21 protein-coding genes, 2 rRNA genes and 1 riboswitch are annotated in these 24,783 nt (G+C 44.2%); of the genes, 12 read left to right on the top strand and 11 right to left on the bottom strand.

All coding sequences use genetic code 11. The features are described from left to right. Together M3193_RS10325 and rrf are read left to right on the top strand one after the other, a co-directional pair. Positions 1–125: ribosomal RNA gene (locus M3193_RS10325) — 23S ribosomal RNA — on the top strand; the annotation flags it as partial. Between the two features lie 84 nt (positions 126–209). Beyond that, a 5S ribosomal RNA gene (rrf, locus tag M3193_RS10320) occupies positions 210–325 on the top strand. A 314-nt stretch (positions 326–639) separates the two neighbouring features. Here rrf and M3193_RS10315 read toward each other — a convergent pair. From M3193_RS10315 to M3193_RS10305, 3 genes are all read right to left on the bottom strand, one after another. Then, positions 640–879: a hypothetical protein gene (locus tag M3193_RS10315; protein ID WP_251627098.1), complete on the bottom strand. Its 240-nt coding sequence runs from the start codon at positions 877–879 to the stop codon at positions 640–642. After that, on the bottom strand, positions 876–1,046 hold the full coding sequence (locus M3193_RS10310; RefSeq protein WP_251627097.1) for a hypothetical protein: 171 nt from the start codon (positions 1,044–1,046) through the stop codon (positions 876–878). The genes M3193_RS10315 and M3193_RS10310 overlap by 4 nt, the downstream gene beginning before the upstream one ends. 98 nt (positions 1,047–1,144) lie before the next feature. After that, complete coding sequence (locus M3193_RS10305) at positions 1,145–1,294, bottom strand: hypothetical protein (protein WP_251627095.1); 150 nt, start codon at positions 1,292–1,294, stop codon at positions 1,145–1,147. A gap of 98 nt (positions 1,295–1,392) precedes the next feature. On the opposite strand from M3193_RS10305, the gene M3193_RS10300 reads away from it, so the two are divergent. The 5 genes from M3193_RS10300 to M3193_RS10280 all read left to right on the top strand — a co-directional run bounded on the left by M3193_RS10300 (position 1,393) and on the right by M3193_RS10280 (position 6,851). Beyond that, positions 1,393–2,208, top strand: a complete 816-nt coding sequence (locus M3193_RS10300) for a YihY/virulence factor BrkB family protein (RefSeq protein WP_353056388.1) — start codon at positions 1,393–1,395, stop codon at positions 2,206–2,208. Positions 2,209–2,210: 2 nt separating this feature from the next. After that, positions 2,211–2,885, top strand: a complete 675-nt coding sequence (locus tag M3193_RS10295) for a response regulator (RefSeq protein WP_285851876.1) — start codon at positions 2,211–2,213, stop codon at positions 2,883–2,885. Next, the gene (locus tag M3193_RS10290) at positions 2,882–4,261 is read left to right on the top strand and encodes a sensor histidine kinase (RefSeq protein ID WP_251627087.1); all 1,380 of its coding nucleotides are present in this window, start codon (positions 2,882–2,884) and stop codon (positions 4,259–4,261) included. Before M3193_RS10295 ends, M3193_RS10290 begins: the two co-directional genes overlap by 4 nt. 74 nt (positions 4,262–4,335) lie before the next feature. Continuing rightward, a complete protein-coding gene (locus M3193_RS10285) occupies positions 4,336–4,734 on the top strand; it encodes a hypothetical protein (protein WP_251627084.1) in 399 nt (132 codons plus the stop codon). Then, a complete protein-coding gene (locus M3193_RS10280; RefSeq protein ID WP_251627082.1) occupies positions 4,734–6,851 on the top strand; it encodes an MMPL family transporter in 2,118 nt (705 codons plus the stop codon). The genes M3193_RS10285 and M3193_RS10280 overlap by 1 nt, the downstream gene beginning before the upstream one ends. Positions 6,852–6,970: 119 nt before the next feature. On the opposite strand, the gene M3193_RS10275 is transcribed toward M3193_RS10280, so the two are convergent. The 8 genes from M3193_RS10275 to M3193_RS10240 form a co-directional block, all read right to left on the bottom strand. Further along, positions 6,971–7,711 carry an ABC transporter ATP-binding protein gene (locus M3193_RS10275; RefSeq protein ID WP_251627079.1) on the bottom strand — a complete coding sequence of 247 codons (741 nt, stop codon included), beginning with the start codon at positions 7,709–7,711 and terminating at the stop codon, positions 6,971–6,973. A gap of 1 nt (position 7,712) precedes the next feature. Beyond that, the gene (locus M3193_RS10270; RefSeq protein ID WP_251627077.1) at positions 7,713–9,344 is read right to left on the bottom strand and encodes an ABC transporter permease; all 1,632 of its coding nucleotides are present in this window, start codon (positions 9,342–9,344) and stop codon (positions 7,713–7,715) included. Positions 9,345–9,410: 66 nt separating this feature from the next. Next, positions 9,411–10,481, bottom strand: coding sequence for a Fe(3+) ABC transporter substrate-binding protein (locus M3193_RS10265; RefSeq protein ID WP_251627075.1), 1,071 nt, complete (start codon positions 10,479–10,481; stop codon positions 9,411–9,413). A gap of 175 nt (positions 10,482–10,656) precedes the next feature. Further along, positions 10,657–11,364, bottom strand: a complete 708-nt coding sequence (queE, locus tag M3193_RS10260; protein ID WP_251627073.1) for a 7-carboxy-7-deazaguanine synthase QueE — start codon at positions 11,362–11,364, stop codon at positions 10,657–10,659. Then, positions 11,361–11,786 (bottom strand): 6-carboxytetrahydropterin synthase QueD, encoded by a 426-nt coding sequence (queD, locus tag M3193_RS10255; RefSeq protein ID WP_251627071.1) that lies wholly within the window; start codon positions 11,784–11,786, stop codon positions 11,361–11,363. Before queD ends, queE begins: the two co-directional genes overlap by 4 nt. Continuing rightward, entirely contained in the window at positions 11,783–12,448 is a 666-nt protein-coding gene (gene queC / locus M3193_RS10250) for a 7-cyano-7-deazaguanine synthase QueC (protein WP_251627068.1), read from the bottom strand. Before queC ends, queD begins: the two co-directional genes overlap by 4 nt. Before the next feature lie 7 nt (positions 12,449–12,455). Next, positions 12,456–12,499, bottom strand: a riboswitch (PreQ1 riboswitch). 153 nt (positions 12,500–12,652) lie between these two features. Further along, positions 12,653–14,791, bottom strand: coding sequence for a type IA DNA topoisomerase (locus M3193_RS10245; protein WP_251627067.1), 2,139 nt, complete (start codon positions 14,789–14,791; stop codon positions 12,653–12,655). A gap of 792 nt (positions 14,792–15,583) precedes the next feature. Then, on the bottom strand, positions 15,584–17,296 hold the full coding sequence (locus tag M3193_RS10240; RefSeq protein ID WP_251627066.1) for a sigma-54 interaction domain-containing protein: 1,713 nt from the start codon (positions 17,294–17,296) through the stop codon (positions 15,584–15,586). A 381-nt stretch (positions 17,297–17,677) separates the two neighbouring features. On the opposite strand from M3193_RS10240, the gene hutU reads away from it, so the two are divergent. The 5 genes from hutU (at position 17,678) to M3193_RS10215 (ending at position 24,774) form a co-directional block, all read left to right on the top strand. Continuing rightward, positions 17,678–19,399, top strand: a complete 1,722-nt coding sequence (gene hutU, locus M3193_RS10235; RefSeq protein ID WP_251627065.1) for a urocanate hydratase — start codon at positions 17,678–17,680, stop codon at positions 19,397–19,399. A gap of 127 nt (positions 19,400–19,526) precedes the next feature. Then, positions 19,527–20,882, top strand: coding sequence for a YjiH family protein (locus M3193_RS10230; RefSeq protein WP_251627064.1), 1,356 nt, complete (start codon positions 19,527–19,529; stop codon positions 20,880–20,882). A gap of 39 nt (positions 20,883–20,921) precedes the next feature. Next, positions 20,922–22,163: an imidazolonepropionase gene (gene hutI / locus M3193_RS10225; RefSeq protein ID WP_251627063.1), complete on the top strand. Its 1,242-nt coding sequence runs from the start codon at positions 20,922–20,924 to the stop codon at positions 22,161–22,163. A gap of 30 nt (positions 22,164–22,193) precedes the next feature. Continuing rightward, on the top strand, positions 22,194–23,360 hold the full coding sequence (locus tag M3193_RS10220) for a M20/M25/M40 family metallo-hydrolase (protein WP_251627062.1): 1,167 nt from the start codon (positions 22,194–22,196) through the stop codon (positions 23,358–23,360). Positions 23,361–23,421: 61 nt separating this feature from the next. Then, a complete protein-coding gene (locus tag M3193_RS10215; RefSeq protein WP_251627061.1) occupies positions 23,422–24,774 on the top strand; it encodes a Na+/H+ antiporter family protein in 1,353 nt (450 codons plus the stop codon). Positions 24,775–24,783 lie beyond the last annotated feature (9 nt).

Genomic DNA, 24,783 nt, shown 5'->3' with positions numbered 1-24,783 from the left:
AAGATGAGATTTCCCATTACGCAAGTAAGTAAGATCCCTCAAAGAAGATGAGGTGGATAGGTCCGGGGTGGAAGCGTGGCGACACGTGCAGCTGACGGATACTAATCGATCGAGGACTTAACCTTAAGTTACTTAAGTACGGTTGAACTTGAAGTTCAGCAACAATGTTGGTTTTATCCGGTTTTGAACGAACAAGCATCGTTCAGTTGTCTGGTGATGACGGCGAAGAGGTCACACCCGTTCCCATACCGAACACGGAAGTTAAGCTCTTCAGCGCTGATGGTAGTAGGGGGCTTCCCCCTGTGAGAGTAAGACGTCGCCGGGCAAAGGCCATCTCCTTATGGAGGTGGTTTTTTTTTGTGTTTATAAATCTTTGTAAATTTCAAATCTTTAATTTGTCAAAGGCATTTGGCGCGATTTAGCAAGATGTAAATCTTACAGTGGTGTCGCGGTAAGGATGTCTTAATTCGCGGAAAGATATTTTATTGTACTAGAATAAAATATTCGCGACATATGCTTTTGACAAACTAAAATTACGCACGCGTCAAAGCAGCCCATCCGCATTCAGAGAATGTCGTTCCGCGCTCAAAGAATGCCTTTGCGCGCCCAAGGAAAGCCGTTGCCCGTTCAAGATAGCCGTTACGCGCTCAAAACGATCTCCCGCGCGCCCAAAGAATGCCGTTCCGCGCCTATAGCAAGCCCCCGCGCGCCCAAAGAATGTCGTTCCGCGCCTATAGCAAGCCCCCGTGCGCCCAAAGAATGCAATTCACGCCCAAAGCAAGCCCCCGCGCGCCCAAAGAATGCCGTTCCGCGCCTAAAGCAAGCCCCCGCGCGCCCAAAGAATGCAATCCATGCCCAAAGCAAGCCCCGCGCGCTCAAAGAATGCAATCCGCGCCCAAAGGCATCCCCCGCGCGCCCAAAGAATGCCGTTCCGCGCCTAAAGCAAGCCCCCGCGCGCCCAAAGAATGCCGTTCCGCGCCTAAAGCGAGCCCCCGCGCGCCCAAAGAATGCCGTTCCGCGCCTAAAGCAAGCCCCCGTGCGCCCAAAGAATGCAATCCACGCCCAAAGCAATCCCCGCGCGCTCAAAGATTGCAATCCGCGCCCAAAGGCATCCCCCGCGCGCCCAAAGAATGCCGTTCCGCGCCTAAAGCAAGCCCCCGCGCGCCCAAAGAATGCAATCCGCGCCCAAAGCAATCCCCCGCGCGCCCAAAGAGTGCAATTCCGCGCCCAAAGCAAGCCTCCGCGCGCTCAAAGTGTGCAGTTCCCCGCCCAAAGCAATTCCCCCCGCGCCCAAAACAATCTTCCCCTCTGCTCTACCATCAAAAATTCTCCTCCACGCATTCAATTTCTCTTGGAAGAATAGGGTATATTGAAAGGAGGAGGTGGGAGAAGGTGATTGTACGCAATGTGGCGATGAGGTTTTTTAAGGAACGTTTTTTCGATCAGGCTGCGCAGACGGCATATTATTTATTATTATCGATGTTTCCTTTTCTCATATTCCTGTTTTCCTTGCTTAGTTATTTGCCGGTAGATGAGGAGATGTTTTTAGCATTTCTTCGGCCCTTTGCACCGAGTGAGGCGTATGTGATCATTGAGCAGAATGTGCGGGCGATTATTTTCAAAGTGCAGGGAAATGTTTTGTACACGAGCTTGGCTGTCGCATTTTGGCTGTCCTCGGTTGCTGTACAATCGTTGGCGCGCTCGTTGGATCAGGCGTATGGATATATCCGAAAATATCCTTTTTGGAAAGTGTTGATCAGGGATTTGGGTGTAACGTTATTATTCATGCTGATCCTATCCTTGTCACTGTTTCTTCCACTCATTGAAAGGGCTTTGCACGAAGTGGTGAACTATTATGATACGGTCGAGCAGTGGCATGGATGGCAAACTGTATGGCCTATGGTGAAGTGGGGCCTTGGAACACTGTTCTTGTTCCTGTTTTTCCTATTGTTTTACAAAGTAGTTCCGACAGGTAGAATGAGAGTGAAGGAAGTGATGCCAGGTGCAATTTTTTCTGCAATCGGCTGGCAGCTGTTCTCGCTCTTCTTTGGAAGCTATGTAGCAAATGTAGACTATACAAGGCTCTATGGACAGTTGTCCGGGATTATCCTGCTCGTCCTATGGTTTTATTTGACGGCAGTCATCCTGATGGTTTCAGGGCTGCTCAATGCAGAGTTGCGGGCATTTTTGAAAGGGAAGGGAAGATAAATATGAAAATACTCGTGGTGGATGACGATCCGAATATACTGGAGTTGGTGAATATTCATCTATCCCAGGCGGGGTATGAAGTGATCAAGGCGGCTAATGGTGCACAGGCGCTTGAAAAGCTGGATGAATTGCTTCCTGACTTGGCTGTTGTCGATGTCATGATGCCCGGAATGGATGGGTTTGAATTGACGAAGAGACTGCGGACTGAAGCGGATATCCCGGTTTTATTGCTAACGGCAAAAGGAGAGCTGGAGGATAAAGAAAAAGGCTTTTTGGCGGGATCCGATGATTATGTCGTCAAACCGTTTGAGCCGAAGGAACTTTTGTTCAGAATCAATGCCATCTTGCGGAGATACGAAAAGGCAGTCGATGTGATCATACAGGCAGGTCCGCTTAAGATCAATCGGCAAAGTTATGAAGTGTCCGTCGGAAAAAAGGTGTTATTGTTGCCGTTGAAGGAATTTGAGCTGCTGTCTGTTCTTGCCTCCAAACCAAATCAGGTGTTTGAACGTGACTTCCTTATCGAACGCGTGTGGGGCTTCGATTATGAAGGAGATGAGCAGACGCTGAACGTTCATATTAAACGGCTGCGCGACAAGTTGGAAGGGCTGCCTGAGGGCATTCGCATAACGACTGTCCGTGGAGTGGGCTATAAGCTCGAGGTGTCCGGTACATGAGATCGCTTTATGGAAAGTTTCTCTCCTTCACAACGGGTATTATGCTGACAAGTGCCGTGATCGCATTTCTCGTAGTGAATACATATTATCATCAGCAATTAAAAGGGCAAAATGACGCGAAAAACATGAACATCGCTCTCACGATTGCCGAATACATCGAAACGGAGGAGCCTGCTGATTTGGCGGGCTATTTCAGCACGCAGGCCGCCTCGGGCTATAAATTATTCGTCGTGAATGAAAATCGGGAGGCGACTATGTATGGAGCGCCATTCCGGGTTGAGAATTTGAGGACCGCTTCTGTGGATCAAGTGCTCGATGGCCGCCCGTATCATGGAATGCGAGATTTGAAGACGGAGACGTTCATGACCGGCTTTTTCTCCGATGAACTTGCAAACACGGTAGGTGTTCCGTTTACATACAATGGGGAAACATATGCCCTTTTCATGAGGCCTGATATTAAACTGCTATTTACGGAAGTCCATTACCTTTTGGGCGGCATGGTCGTCGTCATGGCAATTGTCAGTTTACTTTCAATGTTAATTGTAGCGAAGAAATTGATTGAACCGATTACAAAGCTGACCGCGGCTGCGAAAAAGGTCGGTGATGAAAAGTTCACGGGCTCGCTTGATATTAACCGTCGGGATGAGATCGGCCAGCTCGCGCAAAGTTTTCAGCGGATGACGGAGAAGCTTAGCGAAAATGACCGGGTGCGCAAGGAGTTTATCAGTGACGTGTCACATGACTTCCAATCTCCTTTGCTCAATATTAAAGGATATGCCAATTTGCTGATGGATAGCGGACTGCCTGAACGGGAGCGGCAAAACTATGCGAGAGTCATCCAATCCGAGACGGAGCGGCTCTCTTCATTGACGAAGCAGTTATTGCTGTTAACGTCACTCGACCAATTAGATTCACCGTTGAAGCAAGTGAAATTCCGTTTGGATGAGCAATTAAAAGAAGTCATCCGAAAGCAAAGATGGCTTCTGGAAGAGAAACAGATGTCACTCGTCATGGAGGTGGATGAAGTGGAGATGATGGGAGATCCCGCTTTCCTTGAAAAAGTATGGGAAAACTTACTCTCCAATGCGTTGAAATATACGGAGATGGGCGGCGAGATAGGGGTTCGCCTGACAGAAAGTGCGGATGAATTGAAAGTTATCTTCCGGGACAATGGCGCCGGGATTGCAGAGGAACATTTGAGAAGGCTATTTGACCGGTTTTACCGGGTTGATCATTCAAGGACGCAGCAAGTCGAGGGTACAGGGCTCGGACTCTCTATTGTCCATCAAGTCGTAAAGCTCCACGGAGGCAGCGTTGAAGTTGAAAGTGAGGAAGGGATCGGCACGACATTTGCGGTCACATTCCCAAATTTGTAATGTCCTGTTCATGTTCCGTTCATGTTGACCTTCTATGATAAGGATATAACATAAACGAAATAGGAGGAAATGACATGCAAGAGAAGTGGAGTATAAGACTTATTAGAATCTCAGCCATTTTTGGGGTGATCGGAGCATTTTTAGGATCCCATATGGCGGGGGCTGGATCATATGCCTTCCGTCCGATCCATGCGCACATCCTTGTCGTCGGCTGGTTATCGGTCTTCGCTTGGGGTGTCTTCTACAAAATCTATAAAGTACGTGCGAAAAAAATGGTTTCGGCACACGGTTGGACCGCGATCATCGGATCCATCGGTCTGACGGCAGGTATGTGGTTGCAATTTATGAACCCGTTCGGTGTAAATGAAACCTTCTCGCTCATCTTCTATATTGTTGGTGGAAGCGTCCTGCTCATCAGCTTTGTGCTATTTGTTTTGGTGACATTCTTAATTGAGAAAGAGGGCAGACGATAGTGCCAGAAGGAAAATTAAAAGGCAGACGTCTTTGGTGGTTCTCTATAGGGATTTGGTTACTGATGACAATTTTTCTATCCGCGTTAGCACCGGCCAGCAAGGAGAATGTCATTGCCAATAAAGATTTCGGATTGCCTGCTGATGCATCTTCCATCGTGGCGGCGCATGAGCTGGAAAAATATTTTCCGAATGAAGGCGGTATCCCGCTATTTGCAGTGCTTCATAAGGAAAGCGGATTATCTGATGAAGAGGTCATCAACTTTGCGCAAGCGATTGAAGCATTAAAAGAGAATATAGCTTTTGATGAAGTAGATGTCATTCCTTTGTCCAAACTGCAGCCTGAGCAACGGGCATCTTTCCTCTCGATGAACGAAAAAACATTTTTCATTCCGCTATCATTGCCCGAGAACCTTGAAGGAAAGGATCTGCACAAGTTAGTCCAATCCATTAAGGAATCTGTCGGCGCCCAAGTAGCGAATGAAATTGAACTGTCCTGGACGGGGCCGGCTGGAATCGCCTCAGATGCAGTTGAGCTATTCAGCCAAGCGGATATTGTCCTGTTGCTATCTACTGTAGGTCTGATTTTGGTCTTGTTGCTAATCATCTATCGTTCGCCACTATTGACGTTGATCCCTTTAGTGGGTGCAGGAATCGTTTACGCAGTTGTCGATCGAGTGGTCGGGTTTACGACTGCACAAGGCTGGTTCGGTGTAGACAGCCAGGCGCTGTCGATCATGACGATTCTATTATTTGCAGTTGTTACAGATTATTCATTGCTCATCTTCTCACGCTATCGGGAAGAATTGAAGGTGCATGAAGATGCCAACGTTGCGATGCAAGAAACGATGCGGCACGTAAAAGAGCCTATTTTCTTCAGCGGCAGCACGATTGTATTGGGAGTTGCGACATTGTTCTTTGCCCTCTATGAGCCGTACCGTAATTTTGCACCGGTATTCGCCATTGCGGCAGGCGCAATGCTTATCGCAGGATTGACGTTATTGCCTGCATTGTTTGCGGTGATCGGCAGGAAGGCATTCTGGCCAGTCATCCCGCAATATGGGGAGAAGACAGAAGAGAAGAAAACGGTTTGGGGGAAAGTGGCGGCTGTCGTTACAAAAAAGCCGTTCCTATTCTCAGTTCCAATTCTATTCTTGCTGGGGCTTGGTGCATGGAATATGACAAATATGAAAGAGTCATATGATTTAATCGCATCTTTTCCAGAAGATCTTTCATTCAGAGTGGGTTATGAGCGGTTAGGAAAGGACTTTTCAGAAGGAAGCTTGGCGCCGGGGACGTTGCTAGTCGTCTCTGAAAACGAGTTGGGCATGGAAGGGCTGCAGGCGGTGATTGAACGGATTGAAGAGGACCCTGCCATCGTCAGTGTCACAACGCAAGGCAACCCTATGAGCGAAGATGGGAAAGCGGCAAAGTTCTCCGTCACATTTGCAGGTAATCCTTATGATGAAGAAGCGTTCGATGCGGTCTTAAAGCTCCGGGAAGACAGCCAAAGGATCTTGAAGGATGCAAACCTATCCGACACATCTATGTATATTTCCGGTGAGACGGCGGTCAATGCCGATGTACGGGATCTCAATGATCGGGATACGTGGATTGTTATGATTTTAATGACCGTTTTGATAACAATAATGCTAGGCTTACAAACGAGATCTATCATTGCACCGGTTTACATGATTGGTAGCATATTGCTATCATTTGCAGCTACAGTGGGCTTGGCGTACTTCTTATTCGAAGTGTTTTTAGACCTGGAAGGGCTTAGCTATCGAATTCCGCTCTACGCATTTGTCTTCCTTGTTGCATTGGGCGTCGATTATTCTATCATGCTGATTGCGAGAATCCGTGAAGAAATGAAAGAACTGCCTTTCGACGAAGCGGTCCGAAAAGGGGTGGAGCGTACGGGGGGAGTCATCAGTTCAGCAGGATTGATTTTGGCTGCGACATTCCTTGTGCTTGCGACAATGCCAATCTATGAATTGAAGCTATTCGGTTTCATAATGGCGCTTGGCATTCTAATTGACACGTTCATCGTCCGGCCATTACTGATACCGGCGGTTCTAGTACTGTTAGGCAAATGGAGTTTTTGGCCGAAGAAGATTTGACGAGAGAATAAAAAGATCGTGGTTGATGGGAAAAGGGACTGTTGTAGAAAATTGGGTATAACCAACTTTCTGCAACAGTCCCTTTCCATTGGTGGGTTTCTCTTATCCTTCAGACTCGTTCATACATTGACGAGTTCTTTCTCAAGCACTAATTCAATATGGCCTTCTGCATCCGTTGAACTGCCCAGCAAGTCGCACGGACGTCCGACTTGGTCAATTATACCGTCTTTGATCTTCACGATTCGGTCCGCGAGTACGTGCGCATCGTTTTGATTGTGTGTAACGAAGATTGCGGTTATGTTGGCCTTCTTTAATATCCGGCGAAGGTCTTCACGGATTTTAACAAGGAGCTCGGTGTCAAGATTACTGAAAGGTTCATCCAAAAGAATGAGCTCGGGTTGCGGTGCAAGTGCCCGTGCAAGTGCTACACGCTGTTGCTGACCACCGCTTAGCTGATGCGGGTACCGTTTCTCATAACCTTCTAGTTCAACGAGTTCCAATACTTCCTTCACACGCTTCAACTTATCGTTACGGCTCATTTTAGGAAGCCCAAATAATACGTTATCTTGCACACTCATGTGAGGGAAGAGCGCATAATCTTGAAACACCATGCCGATACCGCGCTTTTCAGGTTGAACGAATGTATGTTTGTTAAACATTGTTTTGTCGCTTAACGAAAATGAACCGCCTTTTGGCATTTCAAGTCCGGCAATCAGTCGAAGAATTGTACTTTTCCCACTTCCGCTACGCCCAAGGATGGAAATTATTTCACCCTTGTTTATTGTAATTGTGAAATCCTCAACTGCATTCGTAGGTGAATTGGAATAAGAGAAACTCAAATTTTGAATAGTAATAAACATATTATTCCCGCCCCTCTCCTAGCAATTTGTTGAAAACAAATATTGCAATTGCACTTACACCGACTATTAGCAAGGAGGCTTGTGAGGCCTCCATTATTTTTTCATCACTTGCATATTGGAACGCCTTGGTTGCAAGTGTATCATAATTGAACGGCCGTAAAATGAGCGTCAATGGGATTTCTTTTAAAATATCGACAAACGTAAGGATGAAACCGCTTATAATAGCACCTTTCATCATCGGAATATCGATTTTGAAAAAGGTACGTAAGCTGCTTACGCCTAGCATACGTGAGGCATCACGAAAGTCTGTGCCGATTTTCGTGTAACCCGATTCAATCGAATTATATCCGATCGCGAAAAACCGTATGATGTATGCACTAATCAACATGACGAGGCTGACACTTAAGACGAGCTCGGAATCCACACCTAAAAATTGATAGACAGGCGCTAGGTACCGATCAATAGCAATAAATGTCGTGACAACAGCCACCGCGATGACCGCACCTGGAATGGAATAGCCAAGAACCGTTAATTTCGGCAGCACTTTCGCAAACTTGTGCTTCGTAATTCGGCTGAAGTTCCCAATGACGAGGGAGAAAAAGATGATAAGCAATGCGGCTGTCCCTGCAACAATGATTGAGTTTTTCGTGTATGTCAGCACTTCCTCCATCGGAACTTTGCCGAACGTAAGTATTACCCAGTCCAGCAACTGAAGAACCGGAATTAGGAAGGCGATCGTAAAAATAACTAGCGTATACGCTGTTGCCAATGCTGCTTTTTTCCCGGTCAATTTGACGAGCGGCAGCGGTCTAAGTTTTGTTGTTGAGAAACTGTATTTCTTACCGCCGCGGAGAACCCATTCGAATACGAGAATGAAAATGACGAGACCCATCAGGCAAGCTGCAAGCTTGATGGACGAATCCAAGTCTCCAAGGCCGAACCATGTCTGGAAAATTGCGGTGCTGAACGTTTGAATGCCAAAATACTTAACAACGCCATAGTCATTTAACACTTCTAATATGACTAGGCTAACCCCGCCAATGACTGAAATACGTGATATAGGAACAATGACTTTCAGGAAAATTTCCATTGGACCTTTTCCAAGTGTCCGTGCACTTTCAACGAGAGAGGCAGCTTGATTGGACAAGAAAATTCTCGTGATCATATAAACATACGGATATAAGAATATCGTGTAAATGAAAATGGCACCAGGTACATTCATAATATCGAAATAGGCTTGATTCACCGATACATCAAAGTGATTTCGAAGCGTCTTCTGAATGATGCCCGTATAATTAAGGATACCGTGATAAGTATATGCACCGATGAATGGCGGTATCGATAAAGGCAAGATGAGTGACCATTTCATGAAGTTGCGAAGTGGGAAGTCATATTGTGCAATAAGCCACGCTAGGCTAAGACCAATTGCAACAGTGAATATTGCAGTGAAAAATACGAGCGTCAGCGAAGACTTAATATAGTTTAGAAGCATGAATTCGCGAATATGCCCCCAATTTTCACTTGCGGGTGTAAAAATTCCTGTAACAATTGATAAATTAGGAACAAACAGTAAAGTGATAATAAGTACTGCACCGATTGTCCATCCATTCACGTTTGCAATTCGCCTATTCATGACCAAACCCATCCTTTGCCTTTTCCGCAATAAACCCCTATCGCAAAAGCGACAGGGGGCAAGCTATTACTTCCAACCTACTTCGTTGAAAATCATAATCGCTTTTGCATTATTTTCACCAAGAACTGTGAGTGGAATGTCTTGCTCCTTGAACTCACCCCAAGATTTTAGAAGTTCCGCTGGCTCGACATCCTGGTTTACAGGATATTCGTAGTTTGCTTCTGCAAAAGTGAATTGCGCTTCTTCACCAGTTAGGAATTCAAGAAGTTTCAACGCATTGTCCGCGTTTTTCGAACCTTTAACTACTCCAGCTCCGCTAATATTAACATGAGTGCCTGTCGTATCTTGGTTCGGGAAGAAAATGCCTAGCTGTTCTGCCACCTTGACCTCTTCAGGTTCTTGAGAGTTCAGCATTTGTCCTAAGTAATAAGTGTTCATGATTGCAACGTCGCCAATGCCTGCAGCAATGGCCTTCGCTTGATCACGATCCCCGCCTTCGGGACTGCGAGCCATATTGTTCACTATGCCTTGTGCCCATTCTTTCGCTTTTTCTTCACCATCGATTCCGATGAATGAAGCTAATAGAGACTGGTTATAAACACTCTCGGATGAACGGACGAGCACGCGACCTTTCCACTTATCGTCTGTGAGCGCTTCATACGTTGATAACTCTTCGGGCTTCACTTTATCTTTATTATATACGAGAATGCGTGCACGTTTGGTTAAACCTACCCACATATCATCAGAATCACGGAATTTTTCAGGTACTTGTTTCGACAAAATGTCACTTGACACGGCTTGAAGCAATCCTTGCTCTTTTGCACGGTACAATCTGCCGACATCCGCAGTTAAGAAAAGATCCGCCTTCGTAGCTGTTCCTTCACGTTTTACACGCTCGATCAACTCATCAGCTTCACCTTTAATGACGTTGACTTTAATGCCAGTTTCGTCCTCAAACTTTTTGTATAGCTCATTATCGACGTCGTAATGTCTGCTCGTATACAAATTCACTTCGGATTTTTCATTTTTCTTTTGACTCTCTTTTTCGCCTGCGTTGCTGCTTTGCTTCGTACTATTCCCACATGCCGCGAGAACGAGTAGCAAAGAGGCAAGCAGGAGCATTAAACTTTTCTTCATATAGTACTTCCTCTCCCAACTTATGTCTTCGGATTGATAACGATTCTCAATCTCATTCTTAATATAATGTGTTGGAGCATGAGAGTCAACAAATATCACATGAACTATAAAAAAAAGGCCGATTCACATAAATGAAAATCGACCTTTTTATTTATCTTACTCTTTAAGAAGAGCACTAAACGCCTCTCTTATTCCCCCATACAAGGGCATGCAATTGCGGGAGAACCTTCACGTCGTTCATAACCGGGGAAGCGACAGCCAAATCAATAAGCCATTCAAACCGTTTCAATAAGTGGGAGACAAGATACGCATCATCTATTGTTGTCGTATCATCGTTACCTACTTGAACATAGAAAGGAACAGACGGGTAACGAAGATGGACTTCTTCAGCAAATTTGAAGTCGATTTCATCAAAGACGACGATTTTCAGACTTGTATTTGCATCCGTCAACATCTCCATGAAACGGTCAAGTTTATTGAAATCCGTAATCATTTTTGAGCTCGGTGGTTTAGGGGATAGCGTGATATCATCGATTTTTAACAACCAATCTTGCCAAAACGTTGCTTGCGTCTCGACGGCAACTTTCCAGCCTTCAGCATGGCAAAAGTCGACGAGTTCTCCGACCCCTTTATGCAAAGCGGGATTTCCTCCCGAAATCGTTACATGCGAAAAGGATTGGCCGCCGATCGCTTTCAGTTCATCAATGATATCTTGCGGCCGTTTCGAGACGCTTTTGCCTGTGCCGTCCCATGTAAAGCTGGAATCGCACCAGGCACAAGAATAATCGCAGCCCGCCGTCCGGACAAACATCGTTTTTTGACCAATGACCATTCCTTCACCTTGGATGGTAGGGCCAAACACTTCCATTACGGGTATTTTCATAGTAACTCCTCCCGTGACGGACGATAGACAACATAGCTCGTTGGCGTTTCCCGAACGATTACTTGGAGGCACACAGGACAATTGTCTCTTGTCTGAAGAACCTCCTGAATGGATCTCCAAATTTGTTCTGCCAATCGCTCAGTTGTCGGAAAGGTATTTTGGAACTCAGGATGATCATTCAACACGGAATGATCATATTTTTTATGAATGAGATCTTTCAGTTGCTTGAAATCAATCAAAAAACCGAGTGGATCCAGCTCGTTCCCTCCGATGGTGATATTTATGAAATACGTATGCCCATGCATCACTTGGCATTTTCCCGCATCTTCATGGGGAATGAAATGCGCTGCCGAAAAATGCATATCTTTATTTAATTCAAATCGATAGTCATGTTGTACATGCGGATAAAATTGCTGCATCATTTAGCAGTACCTGCAGTCTTTCGAGCTTGATACGCAGCAAGTCCTTCATTGCGCAGCACACACGCAGGGCATTCTCCGCAACCCGAGCTCGGAACACCGTTATAGCAAGTGAGTGTTTTCTCCTGCACAAAATCGAGTGCGCCAAGTTCATCAGCCAGCGCCCATACTTCGGATTTATCTAGCCACATTAACGGCGTATGAATGACAAAGTTCCCATCCATGGCCAAATTCAACGTCACATTTAAAGATTTAATAAAATTGTCGCGACAATCAGGATAACCGCTGAAGTCCGTTTCACTCACACCGGTGATCAAGTGCCGTGCGCCAATTGCATCAGCGTAAACCGCCGCGAAAGATAGAAACAGATGATTTCGTCCAGGTACGAATGTTGACGGCAATTCGCCATCCACTTCCGTCACTTCGATGTCATCTCTTGTCAGTGCATTGGCTGATAATTGATTGATTAAATTCATGTCTAGCACTTTGAATGACACGCCAAGTTCTTCTGCAATGTTTCGGGCACATTTAATTTCATCCGAATGCCGTTGTCCGTAGTCGAACGTGACTGTTGCGACTTCCCGGAAGTTTTTCAATGCCCAAAACAGGCATGTCGTACTGTCTTGACCGCCGCTGAAGACGACCACTGCTTTTTCATTTTTCATTGTACATATCTCCTTAGTTTTTTAGAGAGGGAGTTTGCGAACCTCTTTTGGAACCTTGTTCATAATACCATAGGTGAGCAGGGGAGGGGGTTGGGACCAATCGGATACAAACAGAAATAGGCTAATGTGAGTCCGTTATAATACCGACTTCACATTAGCCAAACAAATACTTATTAAACTCTCTCTTTTTAGAGGGCGCATTTTTTATTTTTGAAACACCAAATTCAATTTCCCATTCTCCAATGCAAGGCTTGCATCGAATTTATTGCCGTTATTGGCGGTGAAACCTTTGATCGTATTCGTTTTTCCTTTCGTGCAAAGGAGTTTGACTTGGGCCGGTGTCAGTTTCTTTTTCAAGAAGATGCCAGGCAGAGTCTGTTTGCAGCCATTTTTATAGTTGCTGCATCCATAAAATCCTTTGCGGGCTAGAATCATCCCATTTTGACATGCGGGGCATGGAGCGACCTCGACCGTTTGATAAGAGCCGCGTGATTTCGATTGCCGAGGCGGAACTTTCGACGCATCGATCGGTTTTGCTTCCAGTTGTTTCGGCACGTCATCCAGCATTTTCGCAATGAACTTCGAAATATTGTCGAGGAAATGCTGTCCACTTCCTTCGCCATTGCCGATTTTCCGCAAATACGTTTCCCATTTCGCCGTCATTGAAGGACTGGCAAGCAGATTCCCTTCAATCGCCTGGCAAAGCACACGGCCTTTCTCCGTAATCGACACAATATTTTTAGACACGGTTATATATCCATGCTTTTTAATCGTTTCAATGATGCCGCTCCGCGTCGCTTCCGTTCCAAGACCCTCGATCTCTTTCAGTATATCTGTTTCCTCTTTGTCCTCGACCAGCTTCCCGCAAGTTTTCATCATCGCGATTAGCTGACCTTCCGTATATGGCTTCGGCGGCATCGTCGTTCCCTCTTTAATGCCGATATTGGATTGGACTGTCTCTTGCATGCGCAATGGCGGCAAAGCAGGATCGTCTTTTTCGTCTTTCGACCGTTGGAATAAAGCCTTCCATCCTAAATCCCTTTCCGTCTTGCCAGTCGTAAAAAACGGAAGGCCATTTACATCCGTCGTCACTTTCGTTTCGGTATACAAATAATCGGTATGGAACATAGCGAGTGTTGTACGGACGACTTCTTCATACAAATTTCGTTCGAGCGGCGACATTCTCCCGAGGACTGCCTGTGTCGGCACTTTCTTTGTCGGAATGATTGCATAGTGCTCCTGGACCTTCGAACTGTCGACATACCTTTTTTTTGGGGCAAGAGAAGCGACAGGGAAGGGATGTCCGATCAGCTGTTGATAATCGCCGACCTGATCCTTTAAGTACGCAAATTCATTCGGCGTAATATGGCGCGCGTCTGTCCGTGGATAGGTGACGAGCTTCTTCTCATATAAGCCTTGCATCGTCTTCAACACATTCGCCGGGCTCATCTTCCATCGCCGGTTCGCTGTCGCCTGCAATGTTGATAGGGAATGGAGTTGAGGCGGCGGTGTCCGCTTTTCGGTATGTGTGACAGAGGTGATCACACCAGGCGAATTCGGTTGAATTCCGTGTTTGGAAAGGAGATCCTGAATAATTTCCCGTTTTGGCTCCTTCGCTCTTGCCTTGCCTTTATACGTACCATGTTCTGCTTTGAACGTCGCTTCCACTTCGAAAAACGGTTCCGATACGAATGTCTCAATCTCTCGTTGCCGTTGATAGATTAAATAGACCGTAGGCGACTGCACTCGTCCGATCGGAAACACTTCCTGGATGCCTTTCGCTTTCAATAAGAGTGTATATAATCGGGAAGCATTCATCCCAACAAGCCAATCGCTGATCTGCCGGGATTTCGCCTCTTCATACAGCTGCAAGTCCTTGCGATTATCCCGCAAATTTGCAAACCCTTTCCGCACTTCATCCACCTCAAGTGAATTGATCCAGAGCCGTTTGATCGTCTGATTGCGCGCACCCGTTTGATAATAAATGCTATAGAAGATATTCGACCCTTCACGGTCCACGTCACAGGCGTTGATGACCGTACCCGTTCCGCGGATGAGCTTCTTCACGATTTGAAACTGCTTGAACTTCCCCTTCGCCACTTGGAACTCATATCGTTCCGGCAAGATTGGCAGACTCCCGAGCGACCAACGCTTCCAAGCAGGATTGTAAGCATGCGGTTCCTTAAGTTCAACTAAGTGTCCGACGCCCCATGTGATATAGGCGCCTTCGGGGAAGATTGGACACGGGTTGATCTCAAGAAACCCTTCATGCTTCCGCACAGAAAAAGCGTCCGCATACGCTTTCGCTTGAGATGGTTTTTCAGCTAGGATGACTGGCTTCACAGTAGCCCCTCCTTTCATAATATGATGAAACGTTCGTTCTGTTATTATCGCATAATTGGAAGAAGTTTACGAGTTGGGAGCAAGGATCTAAAGTCACCTCATTTATCCCTGGAATTGTGTCGTTGTGGTACTGCAAGGTCAACAACATAATTTAGGGAATGATTGTGAATAGTCCACCTTTGGTCAAAAAGGATTCACGGGAATCCAATGTATCTATTATTTTAATAGGAACTTTTTCAGTGATCTTAGACGGTTCCCGAGGTACTAAAAAACAAGTGCTTTTTCACTGGTCCCGAACTGTCTTCCGTTGTTACTAAAATAAAAATATAGCTATAAGAGTCACTATAACAATAAATGGGATTGCTAAAAGATAAGCCCACAGCAAAATGGGGAAACTATTTTCACTCGTGTAATTTTTATTCATAGAATTAGCAACGGATATGGTCAAAATTAGTCCAATAGCTAAAATAATGACGACGAGAATAATTGATATAATAATGAATACCTTCATGCCTTCCTCCTTTTTAGAAATAAACATCTTCATTCTATACGTTTGATTCTATAATATAAAGCATTTTCGAGGACCATCCAATTAAGGGTTGTTTAAACCATCCACTTTTTATGTAACGATTATCTTGTCGGCGAGTGCCTGTCAATCGCACAACTATAGAAAAAAGGCTGAGAATATGTCTATTTATCGTGTTTTTCCCTAAAATTAAGTGTAGACAAAGTCAAAGAACGACTTTGTCTACACTCTGTGGGCTGCCATTGTAGCCCTGTTCTGTTCATATTTTATTTACTAGGCTTTTTCAGACCATGCTTTCTTATATGGTATTGGAGGCTCTGTCTAGTGATTCCAAGGTTTTTTGCGGCTTGTGAAACATTCCAATTTGCTTGATTTAATGTCATTTCGATAAAATTCTTTTTTGAATTTGTAAAGATTTGTTTGAGGGGTCTCTTATTGGTCTCTTGTTGTTCAGCGTGTACGTTCTCCCGTCCCGCAAATAATTTTCTTTGCATATAAGTAGGAAGATGTTCTACATCAATTGCTTCATCGGTTTCGGAAACACGAATGACGATATTCTCGATTAAATGCTCAAGCTCCCGTGTATTACCAGGCCATTGATAATGAAGCAAGGTCGTCTGCAACGCTTCAGAGAACTTGGGAACACGTTTGTTCAGCTTTTTTTGATATGTTTGAAGGAAGTAGTTTATATAGTAGTGAACGTCTTCCGTTCTTTCCCGTAAAGGCGGTATATGCAGACTTGTGTGCGCGATTCGATAAAATAAGTCAAGCCGCATTTTCCCTTCTTCAATTAATATCTCCGGATCCTCGTTAGATGCACTTATAACTGTACAATTTACAGGTGTTACTTCATTCGACCCTACTCTTCGAACGATTCGTTCCTGTAAAACCCGCATTAACTTTGCTTGCAATGTCATAGGCATGGAATTAATTTCATCTAAAAACAGAGTACCGTTTTGCGCGTATTCAAACAATCCGATTTGGTCTGTTGCACCTGTAAATGCACCTTTTACAGTTCCAAATAATGTACTTTCCAACAGGTTTTCAGGTATTGCAGCACAGTTGATTGCAACGAAAGGCTGTTCAGCTCTTGGACTATGATTATGCATACTTTGTGCAAATAATTCTTTACCAGTTCCTGTTTCTCCGACAATTAATGTGTCAGCATTGTGTAATGCAACATTTTGAGCTTCGTGAATTAAATCCTTGAGTGCAAGGCTTTTGCCTTTAATATCTTTGAACATAAAAAAAGTTCCATTTTTCGAGTTAACTTTTTCCTTATGTAAAGAATCTGCTTGTCTTTTAATTTCAATGGTTTGATGAAGCCGTTCTTTTAGCTTTGATTCATTTGTGCTCACTGAAAAAACAGCAATGGTTTTCCCGTCTTTTTGAATAGGAAAGGTACTATAATTCACATATTTAGGCACGCCATTTACCGTAGAGTGTGCTCGATATCTTGAGAAAATAGGTTTCCCGGTTTTAAACGTATGTTTGTGTTCTGAGTATTGTGGATTGTAATTATAAGCGGACCATAAATGTTTACCGATGATGTCTTGACTGTTTAAACCTTCCATTTTTTCTTGTGCATGATTATATAACACAATTTTTCCTTCTTGGTTGCTCATCATCACACCCTCGTCTAGGGAATCAATGATCTTCTCCAAACAAAACAGACGATCTTCAGATTCGTTCATTGTATGTGTAAGCTCTTTTATGCATAAGAAGATGGCATGATGCACTGCAGGAAAGAGTTTTACTTCTATCGAAAAATGGCTTCCATTTGTAGTGATAAAAGTTGTTTCATTATTTGAGAAGTCTAAATCCTCAAAATCGAAAATAGTAGAGATAGGAATACCCGTTGTGACTTTTAAAGAGAAATTGTCAATTATGTCATACCAGATGATTTCGTATTTCTCGTTTAAAACAACTACTCCGTCTACGAATGTTCGTATAATTGCCCCAATTGTCTCAGCCCTCAAGGAACTCTTCCTCCTTAATTTAATGAATAATCGTAGTATACCACAATTTAGATAGTTTGAAATTTTGAAGAATGTATCTGCGCCTGCCTTTTTCTTTTCTGCATATCCCGGAAACATTGAATCATGGCGGTTCTACAGGCTTTTAGTTTTGTTTCGTATGCACAATGCATGCAAAATTTATCTGCATTTTTTAATTTCATTTCCGGCTTATTTCAATTTAAAAAAGTACATAGCAGCTTAAAAATACTGAAGAAAACGTCAAGATGAAGGGTTTTCTCGAAGTGAAATAAAATCATTCACTCTAATTTGTTAACTTTGGCACGGTACTTGCAATATTACTAGAGTAGGAAAGACAATATAATATTTTAGGAGGAATCATCAATGACAACACCAGAAATCTTGTATTCAGTAAAAGCTCAGAGAGGTCCGGAATTGCGTTGTAAAGGGTGGAGACAAGAATCGATCTTGCGAATGCTTGAAAATAATATGGAAAACGCAGAGAAACCAGAAGAGCTTGTTATTTACGGAGGAATCGGGAAGGCCGCTCGTAACTGGGAATCATATCATGCGATCGTGAAATCGTTGAAAGAGCTGGAAGATGACGAAACACTCGTGGTCCAATCAGGAATGCCGGTTGCGGTGTTCAAAACACATAAATATGCGCCAACCGTAGTAATGGCGACGACGAATATTATGAAAGCGGATTGGCCGACATTCTATGATTTGCAAGATAAAAACTTGACGATCTATGCGAATTATACGGCGGCTCCTTGGGAGTATATCGGAACGCAAGGGGTCATCCAAGGGACATTTGAAACACTTTCTGCGATTGCACGCCTTCATTATAATGACTCCCTTGTCGGGAAAATCTTGTTGACGGCTGGAGCGGGTGGAATGGGCGGTAACCAGACACGGGCGATGACGATGCACGGCGGCGTAGCTATTTTGTGTGACTCAAATGTGGAAATCATCCAGCGCCGTATCGATAAAGGTTTCATTGATGAGCTCGCAGGGTCTTTAGATGAAGCAATTGCGAAAGCGAAAGAATATGCCGCAGCAGGAAAACCGCTTGGCATCGCTGTCGTTGGTAACGCAGCAGATGTGTTTGAAGAAGTGCTTGAAAAAGGGTGGCTGCCGGATATCACGACTTCAATGACACCGGGCCACGACCCGATTTCGTACTTGCCGGCGGGGTATACCGTGCAAGAAGCAGAAGAGCTGAGGGATAAGAACCGTGAATTGTATTTAGAAAAAGCACGTGAAACGATGATCCGTGAATTGAAAGCGCTTATTAAATTTATGGATCTAGGCGTGCATTCGTTTGAATATGGGACGAGTCACCGAAAAGAATGTGTCGATGCAGGCATGGACCCAGTAGAAGCGAAACGTCTGCCAGGATTCGTTGCAGAATACATCCGACCATTATTCTGTGAAGGTCGCGGGCCTTTCCGTTGGGTGTGTCTATCGGGTGATCCGGAAGATCTTCGTAAAATTGACGATATGATATTAGATAAATTCAGCGACGATTACCTCGTCACACGTTGGATTAAGCTCGCAAAAGAGCATATTCCGATTGAAGCATTGCCGGCACGCATTTGTTACATGGGCTTCGGTCAGCGAAAAGCATTTGCGCTTGAAGTCAACGACATGATCCGCCGAGGCGAATTGTCCGGTCCCGTCGCGTTCTCCCGTGACAACCTGGATTCCGGTTCCATCGTGAACCCGACATTCGAATCAGAAGATATGAAGGATGGCAGTGATTTGATCTCTGACTGGCCGATGTTGAACGGTCTATTGAACGCAGTCGGGATGTGTGATTTGATCGCGATCCAAGCAAACTATTCAATGGGTGAAGCGGTGCATACAGGCGTTACGATGGTGGCGGATGGAACAGCGGAATCGGATATGAGACTTGAAGTTGCGATGACGGTTGACTCAGGTATTGGGGTCGTTCGACATGCGCAGGCCGGTTATGAAATTGCCCGAGATGTTGCCAATGGAAAAGGAAAACTGACGGATGAAAGCATTCAAATTCCGCTATGGTGGACCCCTGAAGCGACATTCGGTCCGAAGGACTTAAAGAAGGAAAAAGTGAAAGCATAAGTAAAGCTAATTATTGGATGCATGAAAACTGTAGAGATCCATATGCATCCATGGATCTCTACATTTCTTTACGGGATAAATTGGATATGAAGACTTAAAGAATAAGCGGATGATGAGGTGAATGTAAATGAGCAATGCTCATGAACAAGAGGACTTAGGAAATGTATACCATGGAAATGATCAGAGGACTACAATTTATTCCGTTAAGAATGTATCCAAGTTTAGTATTTTTAGTGCCATTGGAATTTTTATGTTTTTCATTCCAATTGATGTGAACGGGAAAAACTCCATTCCATTAGATCACTTGGTTACGTGGATACGCGGGTCAATTGGAAGCGGCGCAGCCTATTATACGATGATCATTGTATTGTTAGGAGCCATCTATCCGTTTTACACAAAAACGTGGAAGAAAGACAAAGTCAATCTTGTCATTAGTTTGTTTAAAGTGTTCGGAGCCATCTCCGCATTTTTAGTGTTATTTAACATGGGTCCTGCTTGGCTGCTTGCCGGAGATATGGGTCCGTATTGGTTTCATCAGTTATTGACGCCAATTGGCATGCTTGTTCCAATTGGAGCCATTTTCCTTGCCATGCTCGTTGGGTATGGATTACTCGAATTCATTGGTGTTTTCATGCAGCCGGTTATGCGACCGCTTTGGAGAACGCCCGGGCGATCTGCTATCGACGCAGTGGCATCTTTCGTTGGAAGTTATTCCATCGGTCTATTAATTACGAACCGAATTTATAAGGAAGGAAAGTATACGAAAAGAGAAGCGATCATTATTGCTACCGGATTTTCAACTGTATCTGCGACATTCATGATTGTCGTGGCGAAAACGTTAGACTTGATGCATATTTGGAATCTGTATTTTTGGTTGACTTTCTTCGTTACCTTTGTTGTAACCGCCATTACCGTTCGCATCTGGCCGATTAATAAAATGACGGATGACTACTATACCGAAGTTGGATTTCCGGAAGAGATCATTCGAAAAAAACGAGTCAAAAACGCATGGGAATTAGCAATGCAAACAGCAGATCGCGCCCCGTCATTGAGGCGCAATATCATTGACAATGTGAAGGATGGTTTTGTCATGGCGATGGGCATTTTGCCTTCCATTATGTCCATCGGGTTAATTGGTTTACTATTGGCCAACCATACGCCGGTATTCGATTATTTTGGTTATTTATTTTATCCGCTCACAACATTACTGCAGATACCAGAACCTTTTCTTGCAGCGAAGGCAGCCGCGATTAATCTCGTGGATATGTTTTTACCTTCTCTCGTTGTACTGGAGGCAAGTTTGGAGACACGGTTCATTATCGGTTCGTTGTCCATTTCCACGATTTTATTTTTCTCAGCGCTCATTCCGTGTATCTTATCAACCGAAATACCGATTAAGATGAGTCATATTTTGTCGATCTGGTTTATAAGAACAGTTTTATCACTACTCATTATGACCCCGATTGCTTTGTTGATTTTATGAAGAAATGAATTTGTCGAAGGGGAGATGGAGGCTTTAGATATGGTAAATGTCAAAGAGAAGTTGAAAGCAGATACGGTCATTTCAAATGCAGCTGAAGTCATTACATGTATTGGAGATGGAGCGGGAGATCTAGGTGTGCTGACGAATGCTTGGGTTGCATTAAAAGGAAAAATGATTATTGGCGTTGGCAGTGAAGAGGAGATCACCGAAAAATTTTTAATGGATGAAACGCGGGTAATCGATGCGACCGGAAAAGTCGTTGTTCCAGGTTTTGTCGACAGCCATACGCATCTTGTCTTCAACGGTTCGCGTGTTGAAGAATATGCAGCAAAAGTAATAGGGAAAGATCCAAAAGAACTTGGAATCACAACTGGGCCAAACCGGACTATTGAATTGACGCGTGATGCGACTGAAGAGGAATTATTTCAACAAGCAAAAAAACGAATGATGGCAATGCTGGAATTTGGCATCACAACGGTTGAAAGTAAAAGTGGATACGGATTGACGACAGAAAGTGAAGTGAAGATTCTAGAAGTAGGAAGAAGACTGAACGCCGAAACCCCTGTAGATGTACTGAACACATTTCTTGGAGCGCATGGAATTCCCGAAGGCATGACGAAAAGTCAATATGTTGATGTAATCATCAATGAAATGATTCCGGAAGTGGGGGAAAAGAAACTAGCGGAATTTTGTGATGCGTGGTGCGATGCTGGCTATTTTACGGCAGAAGAATCGGAACGCATATTGGAAGCGGGTTTAGCGTATGGTATGAAGCCCAAATTACATGCGGATGCGTATTCCTATATTGGCGGGTCGGACTTAGCTGTGAAGATGAATATGGTATCTGTGGACCATATGAATTATACGCCGGATGACGTGATTAAAAAGCTTGCGGCCTCGGAAGTAACAGCAGTTCTTATGCCGGCATTGGACTTTGCGGTTGGACATCAGCGGCCATTTGACGCGCGTAAGATGTTGGATGCGGGCGTGAAAGTTGCACTTGCTACCGATCTTTGTCCAGCTTGCTATACCGAATCAATGCAGTTTGTCATCAACTTAGCTTGTCGTCTATACAAATTCTCAGTTGAGGAAGCGATCAAAGCCGCTACATTTGGAGGGGCACAAGCGCTTGATTTGCACGATCGGGGTGTGATCCAAGAAGGCAAACTAGCTGATCTGCAAATTTGGGGCGTTCCTTCCTATAAACACATCGCCTATGAGCTTGGAACTAATCTTGTAGAAACAGTAATTAAAAAAGGGAAAGTAGTCGTGTCGCGGTAAGTATATAAATATTTCAGGGAGGGATCCGCAATGTCCACACAGACATCTATTGCTGCATCTAAAATAAACGAGGAACGGTTATTAAACTCATTTCTTGAATTGGCAAAGATCAACGGACCAAGTACGAAAGAACGGCTCGTCGCTGATTATTTGGAAAACTTACTGCCTGAGCTCGGGTTTACATTTGAATTTGATGATGCTAATAAGAATTTTAACGGTGAAGTCGGAAACTTAATTGCTTGGAAGGATGGAACGGATGCTTCCATTCCACCGCTATTCTTTTCAACCCATATGGACACCGTGCTGCCGACAGAAGGGCTCCAACCAGTGATTAAAGATGGTGTCATTTATTCTGATGGGACAACAATTTTGGGGGCAGATGATCGGGCGGCACTGGCTGCGTATCTAGAAGCAATCCGCGCAATTATTGAAAGCGGGGCACCACATGGACCGATTGAGTTGATCTTAACGGTCAATGAACAACCCGGGCTTGTAGGCGCAACTTATATGGATTATACGAAAGCGAAAAGTAAAACAGGTTATATTTTCGATAGTAGCGGAGACGTAGGTCAAATTATTTTAAAAGGCCCGTACAGCAGCCGGATTTGGATGGAAGTTAAAGGAAACGCTGCACATATTGCGCTTAATGCGGAAGAAGGGAATAGTGCGTTTCTAATTGCAGCCGAAGGGTTGTTAAATATGAAACTAGGTACAATTGATGAGGAGACGCTTGCGAATATCGGAATTATGGAAGGCGGAGAGTTAACATCCATTATACCGGGCTCCATAACAGTTGCGGGGGAAGTGCGCAGTTTCTCTAAAGAAAAGCTTGATCAGCAGTTGCAGCATATGCAGGAAACGATGCAAAAAGCAGCAGAGAATAATGGCGGCAGCGTACAGGTGAGAATTGAGAAAAAGTATAGTGGATTTGATATCCCAAAAGATCATATCTTAACAAAAACAGTAGAAGCGGCGGCTCGAAACATACAAGTACAACCATATCTAACCGAAACATTAGGGGGCGCCGATACGAATGTGTTAAATGAAAATGGCCTCACATGCCTCACATTAGGCCTTGGATTTCAAAATATCCATTCATTTAGAGAGTGTATTAGTATAGAAAACTTAATCAATACTGGCAGACTTACTGCTGGCTTGATTGAACAATGGTATGAAAACCATAAACCAGCAAAATAAGTAACGAGAAAAGAATAGAGCAGGCGTTGTATCCAACCTAATATAAAGGAGAAGGTTTCTAATGCTCACCAACCCAGTAGTAATTTCCGTCATTGTCCTGACGGTTTTAAGTTTGGCCAGGGTACATGTAATTTTTGCTTTGTTAATGGCTACTGTAGTCGCGGGTCTAACAGCAAATCTATCTTTAACAGATACGGTTTCCACATTTATTGGCGGGATGGGCGGGCAATCAGAAACGGCATTGAGTTATATTTTACTCGGAGTATTTGCAGCGATGATCGCTTACTCTGGCATAACAACGATCTTAATAAACAAGCTCTTAGCAATGAAAAAGACAAATAAGTATGTCTTGCTATTAATTATTGCAGCGCTTACTTGTTTGTCAGGGAATCTAATTCCTGTTCACATTGCTTTTATTCCCATATTGATCCCACCGCTTTTGATGTTCTTTAATTACTTAAAGATTGATAGAAGAGCGGTAGCGTGCGCATTAACATTTGGACTGAAAATGCCGTATATTTTGATTCCGGCTGGTTACGGACTCATTTTCCATGGCATTATAGCAAATGAGATGCAGGCAAATGGCATGCCGGTCTCCATGTCTCAAATTCCTTTAGCGATGGCCATTCCTGCGCTTGGAATGTTTGTGGGCTTAGCCATTGCAATCTTCATTACCTATCGGAAACCGAGAAATTATGATGACGGGCAAGGGCAAAGGCAAGAACAAGAACAAAAAGTAGGTGTAGGAGAAGCCTTAGCTGAAATTAGTGCATCTAGCGAGGAAATGCCACGCAAATTTCAGCCAAAAGACTTTGTTACGATTGCAGCAATTGCTGTAGCACTGATAACACAAGTTGCTGCCGGATCGCTCGTAGTGGGTGCTATGGCAGGAATTATCGTTATGTTTGCTGGACGAATTGTCACATTAGCAGACGGTGAAGCTGTCGTACAAGATGGAGTAAAACTGATGGGAGCAATCGCATTTGTCATGCTCATTGCTTCGGGATACGCAACGATCCTGAAAGAAACTGGAGCTGTTGTAGATTTAGTGAATGCGGTGGACTCTGTGCTTGGAGATAGTAAATTATTGGGGGCTGTGGTTTTACTGTTGATAGGACTTTTGGTTACAATGGGAATTGGTACATCATTCGGAACGATTCCAATTTTAGCTACAATTTTTGTTCCATTATGTATGTTAATGGGCTTTAGCCCATTGGCAACCATCGCATTGCTTGGAACGGCAGGGGCATTGGGAGATGCGGGATCGCCCGCGTCAGATAGTACGCTTGGACCGACAGCAGGGTTAAATGCGGACGGTAAACATAATCACATTTGGGATACATGTGTACCGACGTTCATTCATTACAACATCCCCTTATTCGCTTTTGGGATATTGGCAGCGATGATTTTGTAAGACGTGTTC

The organism is Sporosarcina luteola (assembly GCF_023715585.1).
Classification (GTDB): Bacteria; Bacillota; Bacilli; order Bacillales_A; family Planococcaceae; genus Sporosarcina; species Sporosarcina luteola_D.
Note: the sequence above shows the minus strand (reverse complement) of the source record. Positions and strands in the feature narration are given on the sequence as shown.

Coding starts and splice junctions, on each gene's coding strand:
- hutU (WP_251627065.1), top strand. CDS start 17,678: ATGACAACACCAGAAATCTTGTATTCAGTAAAAGCTCAGAGAGGTCCG.
- queD (WP_251627071.1), bottom strand. CDS start 11,786: ATGATGCAGCAATTTTATCCGCATGTACAACATGACTATCGATTTGAA.
- M3193_RS10285 (WP_251627084.1), top strand. CDS start 4,336: ATGCAAGAGAAGTGGAGTATAAGACTTATTAGAATCTCAGCCATTTTT.
- M3193_RS10270 (WP_251627077.1), bottom strand. CDS start 9,344: ATGAATAGGCGAATTGCAAACGTGAATGGATGGACAATCGGTGCAGTA.
- queE (WP_251627073.1), bottom strand. CDS start 11,364: ATGAAAATACCCGTAATGGAAGTGTTTGGCCCTACCATCCAAGGTGAA.
- hutI (WP_251627063.1), top strand. CDS start 20,922: ATGGTAAATGTCAAAGAGAAGTTGAAAGCAGATACGGTCATTTCAAAT.
- M3193_RS10265 (WP_251627075.1), bottom strand. CDS start 10,481: ATGAAGAAAAGTTTAATGCTCCTGCTTGCCTCTTTGCTACTCGTTCTC.
- M3193_RS10290 (WP_251627087.1), top strand. CDS start 2,882: ATGAGATCGCTTTATGGAAAGTTTCTCTCCTTCACAACGGGTATTATG.
- M3193_RS10295 (WP_285851876.1), top strand. CDS start 2,211: ATGAAAATACTCGTGGTGGATGACGATCCGAATATACTGGAGTTGGTG.
- queC (WP_251627068.1), bottom strand. CDS start 12,448: ATGAAAAATGAAAAAGCAGTGGTCGTCTTCAGCGGCGGTCAAGACAGT.
- M3193_RS10275 (WP_251627079.1), bottom strand. CDS start 7,711: ATGTTTATTACTATTCAAAATTTGAGTTTCTCTTATTCCAATTCACCT.
- M3193_RS10220 (WP_251627062.1), top strand. CDS start 22,194: ATGTCCACACAGACATCTATTGCTGCATCTAAAATAAACGAGGAACGG.
- M3193_RS10230 (WP_251627064.1), top strand. CDS start 19,527: ATGAGCAATGCTCATGAACAAGAGGACTTAGGAAATGTATACCATGGA.
- M3193_RS10215 (WP_251627061.1), top strand. CDS start 23,422: ATGCTCACCAACCCAGTAGTAATTTCCGTCATTGTCCTGACGGTTTTA.